The sequence below is a fragment of the Streptomyces sp. NPDC041135 genome, assembly GCF_055592085.1.
The window spans coordinates 555,270-577,833 of sequence record NZ_JBVIYZ010000002.1 but is presented as its reverse complement, the minus strand read 5'-3'; the positions used below and the strand labels follow the sequence as shown (position 1 = coordinate 577,833).

Genomic DNA, 22,564 nt, shown 5'->3' with positions numbered 1-22,564 from the left:
GGAGGTTTCCGGGCCGACGGCGGAGGATGCGGACGTATCGCACGCGTTGACGGGTATGCGCGTAGTCGAGGGAGTTCACAGCGCCGGCGGCCGCGCCGCGGCTAGGCTGTCACCATGAAGGCAAGGGAAGGAGGATGAATCGGTGCTTCAGCTCATCGGCCACGAGTCGGACCTGACCGTCGTGGCCCTTCCCGAAGTCGTCGATCTCCTCACCAGTGCCGGTGTCCGTGCCGCGGGCGAGGACCTCCTGGACGGCGGCTGCCGCTATCTCGTCCTGGACAGCTCACCCGTCACCTGCATCGACTCCACCGGCATCACCGTCCTCCTGGCCCTGTGGCAGCGACTCAACACCACGGGCGGCGCCCTGTTCCTGGCCGTGCCCGACGAGCACCTGCGCTGGCGCATGAGCATGCTCGGCCTGGACACGGTCATCGCCATCACGCCGACCCTGAACGAAGCGCTCGCCCAGGCCCGCCGCCTGCGCTCCACCGCCCGCCGCCCCGGCCTGCCCTCCGCGATGCCCGAGTCGGAGACGGCCTGACCGGTGGGCGCGCTGGGCGCGTCCCCGCAGCCGACGCTCCGCCCCGCACCTTCGCTCCCTGCACGGACCGGGTGGCGCGCACGGCGTCTTGAAGCACTCTTTACACAGCGCCTGCAACTGCTCTCCCGCGATGTCTGTCTCACAGGTAGTCGGGCCGGCAGGAGCCGGGGAACGAGAGAGCGGGGCAGGTCGTGGGACGGCGCAAGGGTGGCATAGGGATCGCACTCATCACCGGTGTCCTGCTGGTGGGCACGAGTGCCTGCGGCGGGGGCACCGACGGCAAGACGAACGGGGCGGAGCCGAAGGCGTCGGGGAAGCCGAGTGCCAGTGCCTCCCCGACTCCGACGAAGCCCGCGGGGCCGCCGATGCTGCTGGAGACGATCACCCCGCAGACCGGCACCACGGTGGGTGTGGCCATGCCGATCTCGGTGGTCTTCACGAACCCGGTGGCGACCAAGGCGCGGGCCACCGTGGAGAAGCACATGAAGGTGAGCGCCTCGCAGCCGGTGACCGGCGCCTGGCACTGGTTCGGCGACAAGCGTGCCGACTGGCGGCCGAAGGAGTACTGGCCCTCCGGCACGACGGTGAAGGTCGACGCCGACCTGAAGGGCGTCAGCAACGGCAACGGACGCTACGGCGTGCACGGTTACACCCACACGTTCAAGGTGGGCGACGACGTGCGGGCGGACGTCTCGGTGACCGGCCACACCATGAAGGTGACCCGGAACGGCAAGCCGGTGCGCACCCTGTCGATCAACGCGGGCAGCGCGCAGTACCCGACCTGGAACGGCACGATGGCCGTCATCGACAAGCAGGAGAAGGTCCACATGACCTCCTGCAGCGTCGGCATCAGCTGCGACAAGGGCAGCCCCAACTTCTACGACCTGACGCTGCCCTGGGACGTCCACCTGACCCAGTCCGGCACCTACGTGCACTACTCGACCGGCGACCCCAATCCGGGCAGCGGCAGCGCCCAGGGTTCGCACGGCTGCGTCCACCTGTCCATGTCGGACGCCAAGTGGTTCTACGGCCAGGTCAAGCAGGGCGACCCCGTCACCGTCACCGGTTCCCCCCGCGCCAAGGCCTCGCCCGACAACGGCTACGCCGCCTTCAACCTCGGCTGGGACCAGTGGCTCGCGGGCAGCGCCGCCGGGGAGGGAACGACCGCGACCCTGTGACGCACCGCGGTGGCAGCGCGGCCCGGCCCCCGAAGTGGCGAGCCCGGCCGCGCGGCCACCGCGGACACGTCACCGGGCGGCGCTCCGTCACGGTCACTCGAAGAACTTCAGGCTCCAGCCGGTGTTCGTGTTGGCGCCGGGGACGTTGGAGCGGGTGTAGGTGGTGTTGCCCCACCAGCAGAACGTGCCGGTGTACCAGTACCGGTTCTCCCAGGTGTACGGCGTCCCCTTGGGCACCGCGTGGAACATCAGCGGGAACCTCGGCCCGGCGGGCGGGCTCGTGGCGATGTCGCCGTCGAGGAGGACGAAGCTGTGGTGACCGGGGCCGTTGACGTTCACGGTGGGGTCCCAGCCGGACATCATCGTGGCGCGGTCGGACCCGAAGAGACAGCCGTTGGACTTGTACCAGTCCCACACGTAGGCCGGGTCGCCCCCGGCTCGCAGCCGCAGGTCGGCCAGGCAGTACTGGTCGCTCCAGCTGCCGTTGGCCGAGTAGACGATGTGCAGTTGGCCGCCTGGGTCCCTGATGGGCTCCGGACCCTCGTTGATGTACGGGTTGCCGACGACCCTCTCCCAGCTCTCCCGCGGCTGGGAGATGACGTACCGTGCGCCGGTGGGTGTGGTCGGGCCGGCCATCCGGGCGACATACAGGTTCTGTTCGACGTTCGTGTCACCGGCCCAGCCGGACCAGACGAACCAGCGCTGCCCGTTGAAGGTGAACAGGGAGCCGTCGATGGCCCACTTGTCGTCCGGCAGCGCCAGCCGCGTCTCGCCGGTGTACCCGCTGTCGGCGGTGGCGGAGCTGATGACGTACATCCGGTGAGCGGAGCCGCGGCCGGCCGAGAAGTAGACGTAGTAGCGGCCACCGTCGCGGACGATCTCGGGGGCCCACACCTCGCCGAGGCCGCGCGCGTCCGTCCACACCCGCCGGGCGGGCGCCGAGGCGAGCGCGTCCGTCGAACCGGCCTGCCGCACGACGATGCCGTCGCCAACGGACTGCACGGAGACGTAGGTGCCGCCCACCCGGAGCACGCTCGGGTCGGCGGCCCGCAGACTCGTCTGGCCGGCCTGGGCCGGCTCGGCGGACACCACGGACAGCCCGGCGGCGAGAACGCCGGAGAGCACGAACGCGGCGGCACTCGTCAGACAGCGGGACAGCTTCATGTTCCCCACTCCTCGTCGGCTTCGGCTTCGACGGTCCTGGCCGCCCGGGCACACGGCTCCCGCGGCTCTCTCTCACGGCTCCGTTTACATCGATGAAAAGGCGCGCCTTCGCAGGATCGCGTTAGGTGATGCTCATGTCAACAGTGTCGGCGAGCCTGACTCACCGTCAGGGCGGCGGGGCGGCAAGGGGGATACCCTGCCCTCGACGGGTGCGAGTTTCCCGACGTAGACGCAGGTCTGTCAGTGAGGGGATGTCCCCAGTGCATCGCGACGACGAGTCCGCCGGCCGTCCGGCCGCGCTGTCGCCGGAGCGGACCGCCGAGATCAGCGACGTCATCGACCGCATCACACGCTGGGCGAGGGGCCGCGCCGACATCGCCGGCCTGCTTCTGGTGGGTTCGTGTGCCCGCGACGCCGCCCGCCAGGACTCCGACGTCGACGTCGTCCTGCTCACCACGGACGAACCCCGGTATCTCCTCGACGAGGGCTGGACCACGGAACTCGGGCTGGGTGACCCGATCCGCACCCGGTCGTGGGGAGCGGTCACGGAACGGCGCTGCGCCACGGCCTCCGGCCTGGAGGTCGAGCTGGGCATCGGCTCCCCGGCCTGGGCCAGGACGGACCCCGTCGATCCCGGGACGCATCGCGTCGTCACCGACGGCGCCCGCGTGCTGTACGACCCGGCGGGCATCCTCGCGGGCCTGCTCGCCGCCTGCTGAGGTGGCCGGACTCCCGTGGCCGACCTGGGTGTGGCGGGGTGATGCTGTCCCGCCGCGGCTACTCGGCCACGCGGACGGTGCCGGCCAGCAGCGCCCGCAGGGGCGCCGTGTCCGGGGTGTCGGCGACGGCCGCGTCGAGGGCGTCGTCCATGCCCCTCTCCCACTGCTCGGGCAGCGCCAGTCCCGGCCGCCCCGACCAGGCGATGTCGGCGGTGGCGAGGCCGGAGGCGAGGAGGCGCAGGTGCACCAGGCCGGCCAGGCCGTCGAAGATGGCGGGCCGGATGAAGTTGCGGGCCGATTGCCCGGTCAGACAGCGGGCCGCCTGGGGCGGCTTGGGCATGCGGTCGGCGACCTCCATCCACAGCAGGCCGCGGTCGATCACGTCCAGCACCAGCTCCAGTTCCGGCAGGTCGGTGTCCGCCGCCCTCTCGGACAGGGCGCCCGGGGTTACGCGCGCCGCCCCCTCCGGTGCTGGCCGCGGCGCGACGCGCAGCGCCCTGGCTACGGCGATCCGCAGCGGCCGGGACCAGCCCTCGGCGTCCACGGCGGCACGGGCCATGACCAGTTGCTCCCAGCTCATACGCCGGTACCCGGCCGCCTGGGCGGGCAGGGTGCGCTCCTCCAGGGCGGCGAACACCCGGTCCGGGTCGCGCACCAGGGTCAGCGCCGTCGGCGCACCGGCCGGCCCGTCGCTCCGGCCGTCCTCCGGCAGCGCCTCCAGCAGCGCGATCCGGTCGGCGGTCGGTGGGTGCGAGTCGTACCGGTGGGGCTTCGGGGCACGCCGCCCCTCCCCGAGCGCGGCGAGCTTCTCGCCCGGTCGGGCGGCCAGCAGCCGGCGGAAGCCGCCGTGGACCTCACCCACCGGCGGGAGCGACCGCAGCGGGCGGCCCAGGCCGACGTAGGTCTCCCAGTAGTGGGTGTGCGCGGCAGCGAGGGCCGGCACGTCCCGCAGCGCCGCGATCGTGGCGTCCCGGCCCGCGTACCGGGCCGCGGCCCGGTCGGCGGCGAGTTCCTGGTGCCGGGCCACCGACTGCGAGGTCCGCAGGAAGAAGCGGGCGTAGGCGACGTACACGGCACCTATCACGTGGTGCAGCCGGGTGCTGCCCTCGCTGAACACCTCCGCGGTGTGCAGCACGGCCGCCCGGCCGCGCAGGGTGAGCCCGCCGAGCCGGGTGTCGAGGTTGCCGTAGTGGCCGAACTCGTGGGCCAGCACGGACCGGAACCGGGGGACGGTCAGCCCCGCGAGCAGCGGCAGACCCAGCAGCATGCGGCGCCGGCCCGGCAACAGGCCCAGCAGGCGGCTCTGTTCGGCGACGCCGGCGTTGACCTCGTCGACCAGGTACAGCTCGTCCGGCGGCCGCTCCCCCGTCTCCTCGGCCGCGGCCAGCACGTGTTCCCACAACTCGGGCTGCTCCTGCGGTGTGACCGCCACCCCGTCCGGCGCCCGGTGGAGGCGCCCGGCGCGCAGGAAGACCGCCATGCCCCGCACGATCCCCGCCGCCACCAGGCCGGTGACCGCCAGGACCAGGCCCGCCGGCCAGGCCGCCCGCGCGGTGAGCAGCCGTGTCACGAGCAGCCAGTCGAGTCCGGCCATGGCCGCCAGCAGGACGATGCCCAGCAGGAAGAACCCGGCCAGCAGCACGAGCGCGCGGGCGGCCCGCAGCCGGAACGTCATCGGATGATCCCCCCAGAACCCGGCCGGAATGACGGACTCCGGCGCGGCTCGGATCCTACCTCCGGCTCCCGCGCCGACGACGCCGGGTCCCCGCCCCGCGCACCGGGAGCGTGCGCGCGGGACGGAAGCGGTGGGCGGGCGTCCGTTGACCCGCGTGTGGGATTCCGTTCCCTGAGCGTTCAACCGGTGCGCCCTGTCAGGGTCGTGTGCGCTTCCTAGGGTCCATGGAGCATCCGGAAAGAAGGGCTCATGAACACACCGCTCGCGATCCGGGCGCGCGGCATCACCAAGTACTTCGGCGATGTCGTCGCGCTCGACGGCGTCGACCTGGACGTGGCGCAGGGTCGGATCCACGGCCTGGTCGGTCCGAACGGCGCCGGCAAGACGACGCTGCTCGGCCTCCTCCTCGGCCTGGCCGTGGCCGACAGCGGACGTCTGGAGGTCCTCGGCACGCCGGTGGGCCGGGCGTTCGAAGCGCCCGGGGGTGTCGCCGGGTTCGTGGACGGGCCGGGGCTGTACCCCTCGCTCACCGCCCGGCAGAACCTCGCCGCGCTCGCGGCTCTGCGGGGCGACGACACCCGGTCGGCCGGGATCGGCGACGCGCTGGAACAGGTGGGGCTCGCGGACGTCGCCGACGACCGCACCCGCGGCTTCTCCCTGGGTATGCGCCAGCGGCTCGGCCTCGCCTCGGCCCTGCTCACCAGGCCGCGGCTGCTCGTCCTCGACGAACCCTCCAACGGCCTCGACCCGGCCGGCAAGAAGCAGGTCCACGGTGTGCTCACCCGGCTCGCACGGGAGGGGACGAGCGTCGTGCTCTCCAGCCACCGCATGGACGACCTGGAGGCCCTGTGCTGCGAGGTCACCATCCTCGCGACCGGGCGGATCGTCTTCTCCGGACCGCTCGGGAAGCTGGCCGCCGAGAGCCGTGAACTCGACTACCGGCTGATCACCTCCGACCCCGGGCGCGCACGCCGGCTGGCCGCCGACGCGCCCGGTATCCGCCTGACCGACGACGGCCCGGTGCGCCGGAGCGGGGAGACGCTCGTGGTGCGCGGGCTGGTGCCCGCCCTCGACGGTCTGGTGGTCCGGCTCGTCCACGCGGGCATCGCGCTGCGCGAACTCTCCCCCGTGACCTCCCCGCTGGAGGCGGCGTTCCTGTCCCTGACCGAGCAGCCGCACACCGACCCCCGACGGCCGCACACCGACGTCCCGCAGGAGACCGGCCGATGACCGCACCCACCGCCCCGGCCGCGGACCCCGCCCCCGCCGCCGTACCCCCCGGGCGGGCGCACACCGCCGGCTCAGGCCGCGTCACCGTCGCCCGCGCCTACCGCTTCGAGGTCGTCAAGCTCCTCTCCCAGTGGCGGATCCGGCTGCTGCTCCTGGTGTGCTGGATCGCGCCGGCGCTGTTCGTGGCCGGGGTGAGCGCGCAGAGCACCTTGCCCACGGACACGCTCTTCGGCCGCTGGATGCACGCCACCGGGTGGGCCGGGCCGCTGGTGACGCTCGGTTTCGCCGGCACCTGGGCGCTACCGCTGCTCACCTCGGTCGTGGCCGGCGACGTGTGCGCCGCCGAGGACCGGCTGGGCACCTGGCGGCACCTCCTCGTCGCCGTCCGCTCGCCCCGGCGGATCTTCGCGGCGAAGGCGCTGGCCGGCCTGACCGTCGTCCTGCTGCTCGTGGCCGGGCTGGCCGTCTCCAGCACGGTCGGCGGCCTGGTGTCCGTGGGCAACCAGCCACTGGTCGGCCTCGACGGCCGGCTGCTCGCGCCGGGGGACGCCGCCGGCACGGTCCTGCTCGCCTGGGCCTGTGTGCTCGCCCCGACCCTGGCGCTCGCCGGGATCGGGCTCCTCGGGTCGGTCGTGCTCGGCCGCTCCCCGATGGGTCTGCTGCTGCCCGCGATCGTCGCGCTGGCGACGCAGCTCGCCCAGATGCTGCCGCTCCCCGTCGCCGTACGCCTCGCCCTGCCCGGTGACGCCTTCCTCACCTGGAACGGCCTGTTCACCAGCCCGGCGCAGCTCACCCCGCTCGTCGTCGGCATCGTCGTCAGTCTCCTGTGGGCCGTGACGACGACGGCGCTGGCCCTGCTGCTGTTCCTGCGCCGCGACTTCACCAACCCCACCGACGACGGCTCGGCGCGCCGGGCGGTCGTCACGGCCGTGCTGCCGCCCGCGGTGCTGTTCGGCGTGACGGTGGCGGTCGTGGCGGCCACGACCACGGCGACCGGCTCCGGGATCGAGCAGGCCAAGGTGCAGCACTCGCTCGCCACCGAGTTCGCCCACCTGTACCGCATGCAGACCGTGCAGCTGCACCGGCCGGCCGTCACCGAGGCGCAGTTGAAGGCCTCGGCGGCGTGCGCCAAGGCCGGTGTCCGGGACGGCGCCCGGGGCCCGGGCAACGACTGGCGGTGCGTCGTCTCCTGGCACCTGCCGGGCACCGCTGCCACCGGCTCGGCCGTCTACCAGCTCGACATCACGGCGGACGGGCGGTTCGTCGCCGACGGCGACGGTCCCAAGGACGTCAACGGCTACTTCCTGGTGCGCACGCCCACCGGGGACGCGCCGAACCCGCTGTGGCAGTTCGACGGCAACGTCGACCTGCTCGCCCCTTCCCCGGCCCTCGTCACTCCCTGACCGAGGTCTTCCTCTCCGGCCACCCCCCGATCTCTCCGATTCCGCGAAGGAATGACGTCATGCAGATAGCACGCCGCCGACGGCAGGCCGAGAAGAAGTACTACGACCTGCTGGGCAGAAGGGTCGGCCGCCGCGCGGCACTGGTCACGGCCTGCATCACCACGGCCGCCCTGGCCACCGGGACCGCGGTCGCCGGGACCCGCCAGTTCGGCACCGACCAGGTCGGCCAGGTCACCGGCAAGGGCCAGGTCGTCTCCGCCGACCAGTATCTCGACCCGTACGGCGACCGTCTCGTCATCGACGACGGCAAGATCATGTCTTCGACGGTCAGCCCGGACGGCGGCCACCTCGCCGCCGCGGTCACCGACGGCGACGCCGCGCTGGTCGTCGTGGACCTCGCGACCGGGCAGGTCAAGCAGCGCGTCGGCACCAACGCCGCCGACGACCTGCGCATCGGCAACGGTTCGGTCGGGCAGGAGGGTCCGACGTACTCCCCCGACGGCAAGCAGCTGTGGCTGGGCCAGCCCGACGGCTACACCAAGTTCACCGTCGACGCGGACGGCACCCTCGCCGACCCGGTGACCGTCAAGATCCCGGCCGACGGCAGCAAGCAGGCACTGGTCGCGGCGGCGGTGTTCTCCGCCGACGGCTCCACCGTGTACGCCGCGGTCAACGGCCAGAACCGGGTCGTGGCGATCGACGCGGCGACCGGCGCCGTCGGACGGAGCTGGGCGGTGGGCAACGCCCCGCGCGGCATGGCCCGGGTGGGCGACAAGCTCTACGTCAGCAACGAGGGCGGACGGCCCGCGAAGACCGGGGACGCCACGCTCAACTCCTACGGCACCCAGGTGCCGGCCGACCCGGAGACCGGCGCCGCCACCACCGGTACGGTCAGCGTCATCGACCTGGCCGACCCGTCCGCCGCCGTCGGCACCATCGACGTAGGTCTGCACCCGACCGCCGTGTACGCCCGGCACGGCGCGGTGTTCGTCACCAACACCGCCGACAACGACGTGTCGGTCATCAGCACGGCCAAGGACAAGGTCGTGCAGACCATCTCCACGCAGCCGTGGCCGGAGGCCTCGGTCGGCTACGAGCCCGACGCCGTGACCCTCACCGACGACGGCCGGCTGCTGGTGACGCTCGGTCGCGCCAACGCCGTCGCCGTCTACCGCTACACCTCCCCGCAGGAGCCGGTCGGTTACGTCGGCCTGCTCCCGACGGACTACTTCCCCGCCGAGATCACCACCGCGGGCGACGAGGTGGTCGTCTCCAACACCCGGGGCATCGACGCGCGCCGCCCCGACAGCGCCGGCCACGCGACCCACGACACGACGTCCAGCCTGACGCGGTTCACCCTGCCCAGCGACCGTGTCGTGCGCTCCCGGACCGCCGAGGTCTTCCGGCAGAACGGCTGGAGCGCCGGTTCCGTCCCGCTGGCCAAGGGCCACGGTCACGCCGGGCCGCAGCCGGTCCCGGCGCGGATCGGCGACCCGTCGACGATCAAGCACGTCTTCCTGATCGTCAAGGAGAACCGCACCTACGACCAGGTCCTGGGTGACGTCGCCGAGGGCGACGGCGACCCGTCGCTGACGCAGTTCGGCAAGAACGTGACGCCCAACCAGCACGCGCTGGCCGAGCAGTTCGGGCTGTACGACAACACCTACGACATCGGCACCAACTCCGCCGAGGGCCACAACTGGCTCATGCAGGCCGACAATCCCGAGTACACCGAGTCCTCGGCCGGTGAGTACAAGCGCAGTTACGACACCGAGGACGACGCCCTCGGCCACCAGAAGACCGGGTTCCTGTGGACCGGTGCGCAGCAGGCGGGCAAGAGCGTGCGGGACTTCGGCGAGTTCCAGCAGTTCCTGACCAAGCCGCCGGGCGCCGGCTGGCAGAACCTGTACTGCGACGCCAAGAACATGGACGCGACCGGCCAGGCCACCGCCTACCCCCTGAACTCGTCCTCGCCGATCCCGTCGCTCAACAGCGTGTCGGTGCCCGGCTTCCCGAAGTTCGACACCAGCGTCCCGGACCTGTACCGGTACGAGATCTGGAAGCAGGACTTCGAGCGCAACGGCCCGGCGAACCTCAACATGTTCTGGCTCTCCAGCGACCACACCGGTGGCCCGGCGAGCCCGGCCGCCCAGGTCGCCGACAACGACCTGGCCACCGGCAGGATCGTCGACCGGATCTCGCACAGCAAGTACTGGAAGGACTCGGCGATCTTCGTCGTCGAGGACGACTCCCAGGCCGGCCTCGACCACGTCGACGGCCACCGCGCCCCGGTCCAGATCATCAGCCCTTGGTCCCGGCACGGCACCGTCGACAGCCACTACTACTCGCAGATCACGATGATCCGCACCATCGAGCAGATCCTCGGGATCCACCCGATGAACCAGAAGGACAGCGCGGCCACCCCCATGCGGGGCGCGTTCACCCGTCGCCCCGACTACACGCCGTTCACCGCCCTGCCCAACAGCACGTCACTGACCGACGGCCTGAAGACCCCGCCGGCCTGCGGCATGGACACCCCCGCCGCACAGGACCCCGGCGCGGCGGCCGTACCGCCGGCGAAGGTACCGGCGGACAAGAAGACCCTCGCCGCCACCTGGGACGCCTGGAAGTCCAAGCAGCACCTGACCGGCCCGCACGCCGTCCCCGACTACGCCAACCCGGCCCAGATGAACCACCTCACCTGGTACCAGACCCACAACTGGGCCCGCCCGTACCCCGGCGAGAAGAAGATCTACGCCCCGAACGACGTACCCGGCGCCTACCTCCCGTCCCCGGAGTCCGACGGCTGACACCCACCGCACCGGCAAGGCCCCCTGCCCGCCCGACCGCCGGGCAGGGGGCCTTGCCGTGCGGGCGCCGTTCCCGGGCCGGTGGAATGGCGCGACCCGTGAGGTGGAGCGGCCCGTGAGGTGCGTGCATCGGCCCGCACAATCGGCGAAGGCTCTCCCGCGCGGCGGCCGCTAGGATGTGAGCGCACACATCCACCAGGGACGATGCCACGGACGAGAAGGGGAGAGCCTTGACTCAGCTCCCGGACGCCTCCCGGGCCCCCACGATGGCGGACGTGGCGCAAATCGCCGGTGTGTCGCACCAGACCGTCTCGCGCGTGCTCAGCGGCCACCCCAACGTCAGCGCCCGGACCCGCTCCGCGGTGCTGGAGGCCATCGAGCGGCTGGGCTACCGCCGCAATTCGGCCGCGCGGGCCCTCGCCACCCGCAGGACGCACACGCTGGGCGTCATCGCCGTCAACACCACGCTGCACGGCCCCGCCAGCACCCTCTTCGGTGTCCAGGAGGCGGCCCGGGAACGCGGCTATCTGACGTCGGCGGTGACCCTGCGCACGCTCACCGAGGCCTCGCTCACCGAGGCGATGCGGCACCTGACCTCCTGGGGAGTGGAAGGGGTCGTCGCCATCACCCCCCAGCGCGACGCCGTACGAGCCCTGGCGGCGCTCGAGCCCCCGTGCCCGGTGGTCACCGTCGAGGGCGGGCACGCCCTCGACCTGCCCGGAGTCTCGGTCGACCAGGACCTCGGGGCCCGCATGGTCACGGAACACCTCCTCGCCGCGGGCCACTCCACCGTGTGGCACGTGGCGGGCCCGGCCGACTGGCTGGAGAGCGAGGGCCGTACGGCCGGCTGGGAGAGCGCGCTGCGGGAGGCCGGGGCCGAGGTGCCTCCGGTGCTGCGCGGCGACTGGAGTCCCCTGTCGGGGTACCAGGCCGGGCAGCAGCTGGCCGGCCTGGCGTCGGCCTCCGCCGGGCGCGGAGCGGGACTGACCGCGGTGTTCGTCGCGAACGACCAGATGGCGCTCGGCGTGCTGCGGGCCTTCCGTGAGGTGGGGCTGCGCACACCGGCGGACGTGGCCGTCGCCGGTTTCGACGACACCCCGGAGGCGGAGTTCTTCCCGCCCCCGCTCACCACGGTCCGCCAGGACTTCGGCTCGCTCGGCCGCAGCAGCATCGAGCTGCTGCTGAGCCACATCGAGGGCGCCTCGACCGAGGCCGCGCACCTCACGATCGCCCCGGAACTCATCGTGCGGGCCAGCACCGCCCGCCACCGGACGCCGGCCGAGGAGCAGTAACCGCCTCCCGCAGGTGGCCAAGCTGCCGCCCCTGGCGTGACCTCGGCTTCGCCGGCGCCTGGCACTCGGCATGTGCGGCAGGAGGCAGGAGGCAGGACCCCGGAGCCGCCGCCGGCCGGGCGTGCGGTCCGGTTCAGCGGGGGAAGCAGCGGGCGACGAAGTCGTTGCGGAAGACGCCTTCGGGGTCACGGGCCGCCATGAGCTTCACGAAGCGGTCGTACTCCGGGTACAGGCCGCGCAACGCCTCGGGTCCCGTCAGGAAGAGCTTGCCCCAGTGCGGGCGGGCGGCGAAGGGTGCCAGGGTCTCCTCGATCACCTGGAGCGCCTGCGTCACGGCACGGGTGTCGGGCAGCCAGGTGAAGTGGTAGGCCACCGAGTCGCGCCGGTGGGCGGGGCTGAGCCACAGGTCGTCCGCGGCCACGCTCCGGACCTCCCCGATCTGAAGGAGGGGCGCGAACGACTCGCGTACGGCGTGCAGGGCGTCGAAGGCGGCCACGGCGTCCTCGCGCGCGACGAAGTACTCCGACTGCAGTTCGTCGCCGCTGCTCGGGGTGTGCTCGAGCCGGAAGTGCGGCAACCGCTGCGCCGACGGGCCCGGCAGACCCGCCTGCGGGGTGCAGGCGTCGGCCGGCATCCCGGGAACGGGGTGCCGCGGCCCGTCGGCCTGTCGGGCACCGAGCCACTGGCCCGGCGCCTCCGCCGGGCCGTGAGCCGCCACCCGGCGCTTGAGCCAGACCTGGTCGATCGGGTCACCCCGCCACCTGGTGAACAGGCTCACGCTGTAGCCCGCTGACATCACGTCGTCGAAGCGCTCCCGGAGCGTGGGCAGGGGCAGCCCCTCGTAGACCCACTGTTGGACGTCGAAGGCGGGCACCAGGTCCAGTGTCAGCCTGGTGATGACGCCGAGCGCGCCGAGGGCGACCACCGAGCCGGTGAAGTCCTCCTCGCCGCGTTCGGTGGTGACCAGTTCGCCGGTGGCCGAGACGTACTCGACGGCCCGTACGGCCGAGGCGATGCTCCCGTTGCCGTCTCCCGACCCGTGCGTACCGGTCGCGCAGGCGCCGGCGATCGAGATGTGCGGCAGGGAGCCCAGGTTGTGCAGGGCGAACCCGGCTTCGTGGAGGGCACCGGTGATCTCGCCGAACCGGGTGCCCGCGCTCACGGTGACGGTGCGGTCCCGCGGATCGATGTCGAGGACGCGGGGCAGGCCGGCCACGGACACCAGGTCCCCGGGGGTGTCGGCGATCGCGTTGAACGAGTGGCGGGTGCCCAGGGCGCGCACGGCCCGCGACCCGGCCACGAGTCCCCGCAGTTCCTCGACCGAGGCGGGAGCCGCCAGGCGCCGCGCTCCGAAGGTGATGTTGCCGGCCCAGTTGGTGATGGTGCTGCTCATCTAGGTCCTTCCGCTTCCTGCCGCGCCCTGGATCTATTAGTCATGGCGATTAACAAATTAGTACGCGGGCGCCCCATTGGGAAGGGCCGGGTCACCTGGGGAGCGACGGCGACCGCGTCGCTGGAGAATGCGGTCACCTGTGAGGCGGTCGCCGAGACGGCCCTGCACACGCTGCAACGCCGCGTCCGTCCCGGCCGGCCGGCCCTCCGGGCGAGCGGGCCGTGAGCGCTCGCCCCGCCGCCCCGTCACGGGCCACGGCCCTGTTAGCGTGCGCATCGTGACGGACGGCGTGTACGTGGGAAACGCGGGCAAGGACGCGGCTCTGGACCGGGGCTGGATACTCGGCCACTTCAAGGACGCGGACGATCCCCGTCACAGCGAGGACGTGGAGATCAAGTGGGGTGTCCACCCCCGGGGTGACATGCGGCGGCAGTGGGTGCGGAGCGAGGTGCGCACCACGCTGCTCGTCCTCATCGGCGGACGATTCCGCGTGGACCTGCCCGGGCGCAGTGTCACCCTGGCCGAGCAGGGCGACTACGTGCTGTGGGGGCACGGCGTCGACCACTCCTGGTACGCGGAGAAGGAGTCGGTCGTGCTGACGGTGCGCTGGCCGTCGGTGCCGGGCTACGCGGTGCCGCCGGACGGCGAGGCCGGCTGAACGGACGTACGGGCCGGGTCCGCTCGCGCCCGCACCGAGCGGCGCGGCCCGTCAGACCGGGAAGCGGCCGCAGAGCCAGTTCCCCGGTTCCGCCGGGTCGTCGCTGATCCAGTACTGCCGCCACAGCCGCGCGAAGTCCGCGCGACCTAGCCGGCCGTCCCCGTCCGTGTCGACCAGTTCGAAGACTCCCGCGGTGTCCATCGGGCGTCCGCTCCACGTCTCGACGAGCCGGTGGTGCTCCTCCGGTGAGATCCAGCCGTCGCCGTCGGCGTCGACGGCTTCGAACAGGACGTCGGCAGTGGCGGTCACCTCGTGGACCATCCCGGGCAACCTGTCGACGAGGACGAGCAGTTCCCGGAGGTCGACGGAACCGTCACCGTCGGCGTCCCCCACCGCCAGCAGCGCCGCCCACCACCCCATCAGCAGGGCCTCCACCCGGGCGCGAAGCTCCGTCCCGGGCCCCACGGCCGGCAGCCGGCTCCAGCGGGCGACGAGCGCCTCGAAGTCCTCCCGGCGGAGGTACCCGTCGGCGTCGGCGTCGAACGCGGCGAACATCGCCGCGAGCTTGCGCTCCTGGAACACGCTGGCCATGAGCAGCCCCCTCGACGCCGAACCGGACCCTCGGACCGCTTGCCGCGCCCCTCGTACGGCACGGCGGGCCGTCACCACGCTACGGCCGGGTCCCCTCACTCCTCCACGGGCACATCCGTGCGGTGACCGCGTGTTCGACCAGGCATCCGCGCCCGCTCCCCCGGCCGCGTGGCCGCCCGGGTACCTCGGCGGGACGGCGTTTCGCCTGTCCGCCCGGGCCGTGCACCGCTGTACTGTCGGCCCGTGGGGCAGCAGCCTGAGCAGCACGCCGAGGGCGCGGGACCGTTCACCACGCGGCTCACCTGGTATCCGCCCGACGGCGGCAGCGCCGTATGGGAGTCCCGGCTCGCGCGGCGGCGCGGGGTGCTCTCCGTCCGGCCCCCCGGTGCGGCGGCCCCCCGGCACCGTCGTGCGGACGCCGTGGCCCTCACCCGGCTGCGCGTGCTCAACGCCGTCGCGGCGACGGCCTTCGTCGTCGGCGGAGCGCTCTTCGCCGCCGGTGCGGCCGTCGCGCAGTTCGGCGACAGCGATGCCACCACGTCCGCGTCCCTCTACTTCGCCGGTGGCCTGTTCTTCAACACCGGCGGGTACGTCTCGCTGCTCCAGGTGGTCAACGCGCCCCGCCATGTCGCCGGGGGCGAGGGCCGGCTGGTCACCCGCGACTGGCGGTGGTGGAGCTACGAGCCGGCGCGAGTGGACTGGCTGAGCACGTTCGTCCTGTTCGCGGGGACCCTGGTCTTCGCCGTCAACCTGCTGGACTCCTTCCTGCACGGCCTGAGCACCCAGCAGGTCAACCGGCTGATCTGGGCACCCGACGTGATCGGATGCGTCCTCTTTCTGATCTCCGGCCACCTGGCCCTCGTCGAGATCTGCCACGGCCGGCCCTGTCTGCGCCCGCGTGACCTCGGTTGGTGGATCGTCGCCGTCAACCAGTTCGGCTCCGTCCTGTTCATGGCCTCGGCGCTCGCCGCCTACACCCGCCCCGCCACCGGCAGCCTCGTCAACGCGGACATCGCCAACTGGGGCACCCTCACGGGCGCCCTGTGCTTCTCCCTGGCGGGCCTGCTGCAACTCGGCGAACACCCATGAGGCACCTCCATGAGGTCACCGCAGCGGCGCCGCCGCCTCGCGGGCAGGCCCTCGGGCCTGCCCGCGGGGGTCAGCTGCCGACGTGGATGCGGGGGCGCCGGTCGGGGTCGGGCTCGTTGCGGCGGATGATCTCCCGGGTGATCGGCGCGGTGTCTCCGCGGCCGAGCAGGAAGTAGCGCAGCATGTGCCGCAGCGGGCTGCCCTCGGACCAGGCGAAGTAGCAGTGCGGGCGCACTCCGGTGGCATCGCGCAGGGCGAGCAGGATGGCGGCGATGGCGTTCGGGGCGGCCGGTGCCTCGGCGCGCAGGACGCGGTGCCCGTCGACCTCGACGCCCCGCACGGTGAGGGTCTCGCTGAAGTCCGACGGGTCGACCACGTCGATCTCCAGGAACAGGACGTCGGCCGGGCCGGGGACGGGGTTGGTCCCGCGCTGCTCGTGCTCCTTGGCGCTGTATTCGGCGGCGTCCCCGGCCTGGCGGCGGTTGGCGACCAGGTTGATCGAGTCGTCGTGCGCGAGGGTGTCGGCGATGAACCGGCGGGCCGTCTCGTCGAAGACCAGGCGGTCGGCGCGCAGTTCCGTGGTGCGCGCGACGCGGGAGATCAGCGAGACGAGGATGATGCCGGCGATGAAGACGCCGGAGATGGCGATGCCGTCGGGTTTGTCGACGATGTTGTAGACGAGGGCGTAGAGGAGGATCAGGGTCAGCAGGCCGAATCCGACGGCCATGGGGCGCCGGCCGCGGCGGGTGACCGACACCGTGACGGCGAAGGCCCCGGAGACCATCATGGCCAGGATGCCGGTGGCGTAGGCGCCGGCCTGCGCGTCGACGTCGGCACCGAACGCGAGGGTGATGAGCACGCACAGGGTGGTGTAGACGAGGACGACAGGGCGTATCGCCCGTCCCCACTCGGGGGCCATGCCGTAGTCGGGCAGGTAGCGGGGCACGATGTTGACCAGTCCCGCCATGGCGGAGGCGCCGGCGAACCACAGGATGAGGATCGTGCTGATGTCGTAGGCGGTGCCGAAGGCCGCTCCGACGCGCTCGTGGGCGAGCCACGCCAGCGCCCGGCCGTTGGCACCGCCACCGGGTTCGAACTCCTTGTGCGGGATCAGCACGGTGGTGACGAAACTCGAGGACAGCAGGTAGACGCTCATGATGAGCGCGGCGGTGGTCAGCAGCCTGCGGGTGTTGCGGATGCGGCCGTTCAGCCGCTGCTCGTCGTCGGCTCCACCGGCGGAGATGAGCGGCATCATGCTCACTCCCGTCTCGAAGCCCGACAGGCCCAGGACCAGCAGCGGGAAGGCCAGCAGCGCGGGCGTCAGCACACCTGCGAAGCCGCTTCCGCCGTGGGCGAGCGCGTGCGACCAGGTCGACAGCGCCCCCGGGGTGCTGAAGACGTCCACCAGGCCGACGGCGATGACCACCGCGTTGAGGACCAGGAACAGCGCGACCAGCGGAATGGCCACACTGACCGCCTCACTGAACCCGAGCAGGAACACGCCTCCCAGGACCAGCAGCAGCGCCACGGTGAGGATCACCTCGTGACCGTGCAGCGCGCTGGGGAAGAAGGGGTTCTCGACGACGTGCACGGAGGCGTCCGCGGTCGACAGGGTGATCGTGATGAGCCAGGACGTGGCCACGAAGCCGAGCAGCACCAGGACGAAGAGCTTGCCCCACCAGAACGGCAGCAGGTCCTCCAGCATCGCCACCGACCCGGCGCCGCGCGGGCTCTCCTTGGCCACCCTGCGGTACATCGGCAGCATGCCCAGCAGGGTGAGCGCCACGATCAGCAGCGTCGCCAGCGGTGAGGACGCCCCGGCCGCGAGCGCGGCGATGGCCGGCACGTAGGCCAGGCTGGAGAAGTAGTCGACGCCGGTCAGGCACATGACCTTCCACCAGGCGTACTGCTCGCTGTGCTGCTCACCGGCCGCCCGGCCGACCGGCTGGACCCGGTGACGGAGCAGCCACTGGGCCAGCGCGCTCGTCGGCCGCGTCGAGAGGGCGGGGCTGTCGACCTCTTCCGGCAGCGCTGCTCTCTGAGGGGTGTCCTTCATGTCTTCTCCGTGGCCTTCCTGCCCGCGTCGTGGTCCCGCCGCGGCTGCGGCGCGCAGTGACGACCGCCCAGTATGCGTTCCTCCGGTGCCGCCGGTGACGACGGGTGCACCGTCGCGCCCGCGCCTGGGCCGTCTTCCCCATCAGCGGGACTTCATCGCCTCTTCCGTCCGCGATCCGGTGCGCGCGCGGTCCCGGGCCGGGACGGACGGCGGGCGGGTGTCACTGCGCGTCCTCCCGCTGCCGCCGGAAGGGGAGCCGACGCCGGACCGGGACCCGCTGCTGCCGGACGGTGGTGCCCGTACTCGCGGCGGCGCGGGCCGGGGCGTCGGGGAGGGTGAAGGCGAAGGCCGACGTCGCCGCGGCGAGTGCCGCCAGTACGAGGTAGGCGTGCTGGTAGGCGGTGACGGGCGGGTGCGCGGCGGCCGCCGCGGGGGTGCTCAGGACCAGGGCCGCGGTCACCACCGCGGGCGCGAGGGCGCCGCCGGTCTGCCGTACGACGGTGTTGAGCGTGGAGGCCTGGGCCAGGTCCCGCCGGTCGAGGGTGGCGAGGGAGGCCACCGTCGTCGGCATGAAGACGCCGCCCATGGCGATCCCTAGCAGGAACATGCAGCCGCGGAAGGTCCACAGGCCGGTGCGCTCGTCGCAGGCGGCGAGCAGCAGCAGGACCGCGCTGACACCGGCCAGGCCGCAGCCCACGATGAGCCGGGGGCCGACCCGGGCGTAGAGAACGCCCGCCACCTGGACGGTGAGCAGGACACCGAAGGCCTCGGGGAAGGTGGTGGTGCCGGACTCCAGCGCGCTGCGGCCCTGGGCCTGCTGGAGGAAGAGCGGCCCGAGGTACATGGCGCCGAGGATCGGCACCAGGCCCACGAGGTTGATCAGGTTGGTGTCCCGGAAGAGCCGGTCGGCGAAGAGGCGGAGCTTCAGCAGCGGTTCGGTCGTGCGCAGTTCGAAGGCGACGGCGGCGGCGAGCAGGACCGCGCCCAGGACGAGGGTGGTCAGGACGGCGGCGGAGGTCCAGCCGCGGTTGGGGCCCTCGCAGATGCCGAACATCACGGTCCCCAGGGCCGCGGCGCTCAGCAGCAGCCCGGTGAGGTCGAACCGGCCGGGCCGGCGACCGTCGTGCCGGGCCAGGAACAGCACGCCGAACAGCACGGCCGGCAGTCCCACGGGCACGTTGACGTAGAAGACCCAGCGCCAGGACAGGTGGTCCACCAGCAGCCCGCCGAGGATCGGGGCGGAAGCGGGGGCGATCTGCTGGGGGACGATCATGTAGCGGGATATGCGCACCTGCTGGGCGGAGTCGAAGGTGGCGAAGAGCATGGCGGCGGAGGCCGGGAAGAGCACTCCGGCGGACAGGCCCTGGGCCGCGCGGAAGGCGACGAGCTGCCGGAGGTCGGCGGCCGCGCCGCACAGCAGGGACGCGGCCAGGAACGCGACCAGGGCGGTGAGCAGCACGCGCTTGGCGCCGAACCGTTCGACGAGCCAGCCGGAGGCCGGGATGGCCATGGCCAGGCAGACGGGATAGACGACGACCATCCCGTCGAGGGCGGCGGTGGTGAGCTGGAACTGCCGGGCGATCGACGGGAGCGCCACCGTGGTGATCGCTCCGTCGACGATCGCGATGAACGTGACGCTCACGCACATGATCGGGACGACCAGGCGCTGGTCGAGGCGGAGGGTGGTCCGGGACAGGCGGGGTCGTGGGAGCAGCAGCACATGCTGAGCATACTCACTATGTGCGTGCTCATAGAATGGGGTTTTCGGCGGACGGGGAACGGCGTGGCAGTGCACGGCAGCAGCGACATCCTGGTGGACGAGCTGTACGAGACGGCCCATCAGCTGCGCCGGTTCGCGGAGGCGAGGCTGCGGACCGGCGGGGCCTCGGTCGCGCGGCTGCGCGCCCTGCGGATGCTCGCGCGGGCGGACGAGCCCCTGAGGATGCGGGATCTGAGCGACATGATGGGGGTCGCGGCGCGCACCACGACGACCATCGTCGACAGCCTCGAACGCGACGGCCTGGTCGAGCGGGTCCGTCATCCGCACGACCGGCGGGCGTTCCTGCTGCGCCTGACCGAGGAGGGCCGGCTGTGCCACCGCGAGGCGGAGGAGGTGGACCGGCTCGCCCTGGCGGAGGCGACGGCCACCCTGAGCCTCGATGAGCGCGCCCAGTTGAGGACCCTGCTCGCGCGCATCAGGACCGCGACGTCCTGACAGCCCGGCCGGGTCCGGCTCACCCGGGCCCGGCCCGGCCCGGTTCGACCCGGCTCCCGGTGACCCTGGGCACCGGTGGCGTGACCTGGAAAAACGACGGCGCGTGGTCCAGTCCGCTCCTGGGTGTCCTGTACAGGGACAGCGCACCCGGAGGCGGTGAATTGGTCTAGTCCCTTTCTGGTCCAGACCATTGACCCGGCCCGGTGGCGGGCGTATTCCAGTAGTCGGCAACAGCGCTTCCGCGCAAGGACTTTGGCCACCCCCTCCACACACCGGGACTTACATGAGACTCGTGCGTTCCTTCCGCGCGGCCCTCACCGCAGCCGTCACCACGGCCGCCGTGACGGGCCTCGCCCTCACGGGAACCGGCACCGCCCAGGCCGCGACACCCCTGCCGAGCCACGTCTTCGCCCCCTACTTCGAGGCGTGGACCGGCGAGAGCCCGGCCGCCCTGTCCGCCCAGTCGGGCGCCAAGCACCTGACGATGGCGTTCCTCCAGACCGCGACCAAGGGCTCCTGCACGCCGTACTGGAGCGGCGACACGAGCATGCCGGTCGCCGCCTCGACCTTCGGCGCCGACATCAAGACCATCCAGGGCAACGGCGGCGACGTCATCCCCTCCTTCGGCGGCTACACCGCCGACACCACCGGCACCGAGATCGCCGACAGCTGCACCGACGTCCAGCAGATCGCCGCCGCGTACGAGAAGGTCATCACCACCTACGACATCTCGCGGCTCGACATGGACATCGAGGTCGACTCGCTCGACAACGCCGCCGGCATCGACCGCCGCAACAAGGCCATCAAGCTGGTCGAGGACTGGGCGGCGGGCAACGGGCGCAAGGTGGAGATCTCCTACACCCTGCCGACCACCACGCACGGCCTCGGGGACACCGGTGAGGCGCTGCTGCGCAACGCGGTGAGCAACGGCACCCGGGTCGACGTCGTGAACCTGATGACGTTCGACTACTACGACAACCAGGCCCACGACATGGCGAAGGACACCCAGACCGCCGCCCAGGGCCTGTACGACCTGCTCGCCCAGCTGTACCCGGGCAAGACCCCGGCGCAGCTGTGGAACATGGTCGGCGTCACCGAGATGCCGGGCGTGGACGACTTCGGCCCGGCGGAGACCTTCAGCCTGGCCAACGCCCGGACCGTGTACGACTGGGCGGTGTCGAAGGGCATCAACACCCTGTCCTTCTGGGCTTTGCAGCGGGACAACGGCAGTTGTGCGGGCGGTGCCGCCGCGGACAACTGCTCGGGCATCGCGCAGAACACGTGGGACTTCACGCACGTCTTCGCGCCGTTCACCGGCGGTGGCACCACCACCCCGGCCAACGACTTCTCGCTCGCGCTGACCCCGGCCTCCGGGTCCGTGACGGCCGGCCAGTCGGCCACGGCCACCGTGAAGACGGCCGTGACCAAGGGCGCGGCGCAGAACGTCCAGCTCAGCGCCAACGGGGCCCCGGCGGGCGTCACCGCCTCCCTCAGCCCCACCTCGGTCACCGCAGGCGGCTCCGCCACGCTCACGCTGGCCACCACCTCCGCCGCGGCCTCGGGCACCTACACGGTCACCGTGACCGGCACCGGTGCGGCGGGCAGCCACTCGGCCGCCTACGTCCTGACCGTCACCGGCGGTTCCGGCAGCCAGTGCACGGCCGCCCCGTGGGCCAAGGACAAGGTGTACACCGGCGGGCAGCAGGTGTCGTACAAGAGCCACACCTGGAAGGCCAAGTGGTGGACGACGGGCGAGGAGCCCGGAACCACCGGTCAGTGGGGCGTCTGGCAGGACCTCGGCGCCTGCTGATCCCCTGAGGACCGGTCAGGCCCTCGCGGCCCCCGGTCACCGAGCGGCCCGGTCTCCGTCCCCACAGCGGAGACCGGGCCGCTCGCCGCGCTCCTCCCGCTGTCAGTGCCGGGTGGAAGACTGCCCGGCATGAGCGAACAGGATGGGAAAGCGGTCCTCCTCCGCTATCTGCAGGAGGCGCGTGACGCCCTGGTGTGGAAGCTCGACGGGCTTTCGGAGTACGACGTCCGCCGTCCGCTGACCTCCACCGGCACCAACCTGCTGGGACTGGTCAAGCATGTCGCCGGCGTGGAACTGGGCTACCTCGGCGACACGTTCGGGCGCCCGTACTTCGGCGCGGAGCCCCCGCCCTGGTGGTACACGCGGGACGCGGACCCCAACGCGGACATGTGGGCCACGGCGGACGAGTCACGGGCGGAGATCGTCGGACTGTACCGCCGGGCGTGGGAACACTCCGACCGTACGATCGCGGCCCTGCCGCTCGACGCGGTCGGCCGGGTCCCGTGGTGGCCGCGGGAGCGGGCGGAGGTGACCCTGCACCACGTGCTGGTGCGGGTGATCTCGGACAGTCAGCGGCACGCCGGTCACGCCGACATCGTGCGTGAGCTGATCGACGGCTCCGTCGGGTCCGCGCCGGGCAAGGACACCATGCCGCCCGGGGATCAGGCGGCCTGGGAGGGCCACCGGCGCCGGCTGGAGGAGGTGGCCCGGGAAGCCGGTGGCCGCTGAACGCCCCCTCG

Annotated in this window: 18 protein-coding genes; 12 read left to right on the top strand and 6 right to left on the bottom strand. The window is 72.3% G+C overall.

What is annotated here, in order from left to right; translation table 11 throughout:
• Window positions 1-142 precede the first annotated feature (142 nt).
• Both ACZ6CZ_RS06815 and ACZ6CZ_RS06810 read left to right on the top strand, forming a co-directional pair.
• On the top strand, window positions 143-541 hold the full coding sequence (locus tag ACZ6CZ_RS06815; RefSeq protein ID WP_469015773.1) for an STAS domain-containing protein: 399 nt from the start codon (window positions 143-145) through the stop codon (window positions 539-541).
• A 191-nt stretch (window positions 542-732) separates the two neighbouring features.
• Entirely contained in the window at window positions 733-1,719 is a 987-nt protein-coding gene (locus ACZ6CZ_RS06810; protein WP_469015770.1) for a L,D-transpeptidase, read from the top strand.
• Between the two features lie 93 nt (window positions 1,720-1,812).
• Here ACZ6CZ_RS06810 and ACZ6CZ_RS06805 read toward each other — a convergent pair whose 3' ends face one another.
• On the bottom strand, window positions 1,813-2,883 hold the full coding sequence (locus tag ACZ6CZ_RS06805) for a glycoside hydrolase family 43 protein (protein ID WP_469015768.1): 1,071 nt from the start codon (window positions 2,881-2,883) through the stop codon (window positions 1,813-1,815).
• Between the two features lie 251 nt (window positions 2,884-3,134).
• Here ACZ6CZ_RS06805 and ACZ6CZ_RS06800 point away from each other — a divergent pair, with 251 nt between their 5' ends.
• The gene (locus ACZ6CZ_RS06800) at window positions 3,135-3,602 is read left to right on the top strand and encodes a nucleotidyltransferase domain-containing protein (RefSeq protein WP_469015766.1); all 468 of its coding nucleotides are present in this window, start codon (window positions 3,135-3,137) and stop codon (window positions 3,600-3,602) included.
• 58 nt (window positions 3,603-3,660) lie between these two features.
• On the opposite strand, the gene ACZ6CZ_RS06795 is transcribed toward ACZ6CZ_RS06800, so the two are convergent.
• Window positions 3,661-5,277 (bottom strand): M48 family metalloprotease, encoded by a 1,617-nt coding sequence (locus tag ACZ6CZ_RS06795; protein ID WP_469015763.1) that lies wholly within the window; start codon window positions 5,275-5,277, stop codon window positions 3,661-3,663.
• 249 nt (window positions 5,278-5,526) lie between these two features.
• On the opposite strand from ACZ6CZ_RS06795, the gene ACZ6CZ_RS06790 reads away from it, so the two are divergent.
• The 4 genes from ACZ6CZ_RS06790 to ACZ6CZ_RS06775 all read left to right on the top strand — a co-directional run bounded on the left by ACZ6CZ_RS06790 (window position 5,527) and on the right by ACZ6CZ_RS06775 (window position 12,012).
• Entirely contained in the window at window positions 5,527-6,507 is a 981-nt protein-coding gene (locus ACZ6CZ_RS06790; RefSeq protein ID WP_469015761.1) for an ABC transporter ATP-binding protein, read from the top strand.
• Complete coding sequence (locus ACZ6CZ_RS06785; RefSeq protein ID WP_469015759.1) at window positions 6,504-7,910, top strand: ABC transporter permease; 1,407 nt, start codon at window positions 6,504-6,506, stop codon at window positions 7,908-7,910. The genes ACZ6CZ_RS06790 and ACZ6CZ_RS06785 overlap by 4 nt, the downstream gene beginning before the upstream one ends.
• A 59-nt stretch (window positions 7,911-7,969) precedes the next feature.
• A complete protein-coding gene (locus ACZ6CZ_RS06780) occupies window positions 7,970-10,720 on the top strand; it encodes an alkaline phosphatase family protein (protein WP_469015756.1) in 2,751 nt (916 codons plus the stop codon).
• Window positions 10,721-10,950: 230 nt separating this feature from the next.
• Window positions 10,951-12,012 (top strand): LacI family DNA-binding transcriptional regulator, encoded by a 1,062-nt coding sequence (locus ACZ6CZ_RS06775; protein ID WP_469015754.1) that lies wholly within the window; start codon window positions 10,951-10,953, stop codon window positions 12,010-12,012.
• 133 nt (window positions 12,013-12,145) lie between these two features.
• Here ACZ6CZ_RS06775 and ACZ6CZ_RS06770 read toward each other — a convergent pair whose 3' ends face one another.
• Entirely contained in the window at window positions 12,146-13,405 is a 1,260-nt protein-coding gene (locus ACZ6CZ_RS06770; protein ID WP_469015752.1) for an FAD-binding protein, read from the bottom strand.
• A 277-nt stretch (window positions 13,406-13,682) separates the two neighbouring features.
• On the opposite strand from ACZ6CZ_RS06770, the gene ACZ6CZ_RS06765 reads away from it, so the two are divergent.
• Complete coding sequence (locus ACZ6CZ_RS06765) at window positions 13,683-14,063, top strand: cupin domain-containing protein (protein ID WP_469015749.1); 381 nt, start codon at window positions 13,683-13,685, stop codon at window positions 14,061-14,063.
• A gap of 51 nt (window positions 14,064-14,114) precedes the next feature.
• Here ACZ6CZ_RS06765 and ACZ6CZ_RS06760 read toward each other — a convergent pair whose 3' ends face one another.
• Window positions 14,115-14,654 (bottom strand): EF-hand domain-containing protein, encoded by a 540-nt coding sequence (locus ACZ6CZ_RS06760; protein WP_469015747.1) that lies wholly within the window; start codon window positions 14,652-14,654, stop codon window positions 14,115-14,117.
• Between the two features lie 243 nt (window positions 14,655-14,897).
• On the opposite strand from ACZ6CZ_RS06760, the gene ACZ6CZ_RS06755 reads away from it, so the two are divergent.
• Complete coding sequence (locus tag ACZ6CZ_RS06755; RefSeq protein WP_469015744.1) at window positions 14,898-15,743, top strand: hypothetical protein; 846 nt, start codon at window positions 14,898-14,900, stop codon at window positions 15,741-15,743.
• 70 nt (window positions 15,744-15,813) lie between these two features.
• Here ACZ6CZ_RS06755 and ACZ6CZ_RS06750 read toward each other — a convergent pair whose 3' ends face one another.
• Together ACZ6CZ_RS06750 and ACZ6CZ_RS06745 are read right to left on the bottom strand one after the other, a co-directional pair.
• Window positions 15,814-17,799 carry an APC family permease gene (locus tag ACZ6CZ_RS06750; protein WP_469015741.1) on the bottom strand — a complete coding sequence of 662 codons (1,986 nt, stop codon included), beginning with the start codon at window positions 17,797-17,799 and terminating at the stop codon, window positions 15,814-15,816.
• A 220-nt stretch (window positions 17,800-18,019) separates the two neighbouring features.
• Window positions 18,020-19,447: a DHA2 family efflux MFS transporter permease subunit gene (locus ACZ6CZ_RS06745; RefSeq protein WP_469016580.1), complete on the bottom strand. Its 1,428-nt coding sequence runs from the start codon at window positions 19,445-19,447 to the stop codon at window positions 18,020-18,022.
• Window positions 19,448-19,582: 135 nt separating this feature from the next.
• Between ACZ6CZ_RS06745 and ACZ6CZ_RS06740 the strand changes: the two genes are divergently transcribed.
• The 3 genes from ACZ6CZ_RS06740 to ACZ6CZ_RS06730 all read left to right on the top strand — a co-directional run bounded on the left by ACZ6CZ_RS06740 (window position 19,583) and on the right by ACZ6CZ_RS06730 (window position 22,553).
• Complete coding sequence (locus tag ACZ6CZ_RS06740) at window positions 19,583-20,014, top strand: MarR family winged helix-turn-helix transcriptional regulator (protein ID WP_469015738.1); 432 nt, start codon at window positions 19,583-19,585, stop codon at window positions 20,012-20,014.
• 283 nt (window positions 20,015-20,297) lie between these two features.
• Complete coding sequence (locus ACZ6CZ_RS06735; RefSeq protein WP_469015735.1) at window positions 20,298-21,824, top strand: chitinase; 1,527 nt, start codon at window positions 20,298-20,300, stop codon at window positions 21,822-21,824.
• A gap of 129 nt (window positions 21,825-21,953) precedes the next feature.
• Complete coding sequence (locus ACZ6CZ_RS06730; protein ID WP_469015733.1) at window positions 21,954-22,553, top strand: DinB family protein; 600 nt, start codon at window positions 21,954-21,956, stop codon at window positions 22,551-22,553.
• Window positions 22,554-22,564 lie beyond the last annotated feature (11 nt).

Coding starts and splice junctions, on each gene's coding strand:
- ACZ6CZ_RS06805 (WP_469015768.1), bottom strand. CDS start 2,883: ATGAAGCTGTCCCGCTGTCTGACGAGTGCCGCCGCGTTCGTGCTCTCC.
- ACZ6CZ_RS06800 (WP_469015766.1), top strand. CDS start 3,135: ATGTCCCCAGTGCATCGCGACGACGAGTCCGCCGGCCGTCCGGCCGCG.
- ACZ6CZ_RS06795 (WP_469015763.1), bottom strand. CDS start 5,277: ATGACGTTCCGGCTGCGGGCCGCCCGCGCGCTCGTGCTGCTGGCCGGG.
- ACZ6CZ_RS06790 (WP_469015761.1), top strand. CDS start 5,527: ATGAACACACCGCTCGCGATCCGGGCGCGCGGCATCACCAAGTACTTC.
- ACZ6CZ_RS06785 (WP_469015759.1), top strand. CDS start 6,504: ATGACCGCACCCACCGCCCCGGCCGCGGACCCCGCCCCCGCCGCCGTA.
- ACZ6CZ_RS06780 (WP_469015756.1), top strand. CDS start 7,970: ATGCAGATAGCACGCCGCCGACGGCAGGCCGAGAAGAAGTACTACGAC.
- ACZ6CZ_RS06770 (WP_469015752.1), bottom strand. CDS start 13,405: ATGAGCAGCACCATCACCAACTGGGCCGGCAACATCACCTTCGGAGCG.
- ACZ6CZ_RS06760 (WP_469015747.1), bottom strand. CDS start 14,654: ATGGCCAGCGTGTTCCAGGAGCGCAAGCTCGCGGCGATGTTCGCCGCG.
- ACZ6CZ_RS06750 (WP_469015741.1), bottom strand. CDS start 17,799: ATGAAGGACACCCCTCAGAGAGCAGCGCTGCCGGAAGAGGTCGACAGC.
- ACZ6CZ_RS06745 (WP_469016580.1), bottom strand. CDS start 19,447: ATGTGCGTGAGCGTCACGTTCATCGCGATCGTCGACGGAGCGATCACC.
- ACZ6CZ_RS06735 (WP_469015735.1), top strand. CDS start 20,298: ATGAGACTCGTGCGTTCCTTCCGCGCGGCCCTCACCGCAGCCGTCACC.
- ACZ6CZ_RS06730 (WP_469015733.1), top strand. CDS start 21,954: ATGAGCGAACAGGATGGGAAAGCGGTCCTCCTCCGCTATCTGCAGGAG.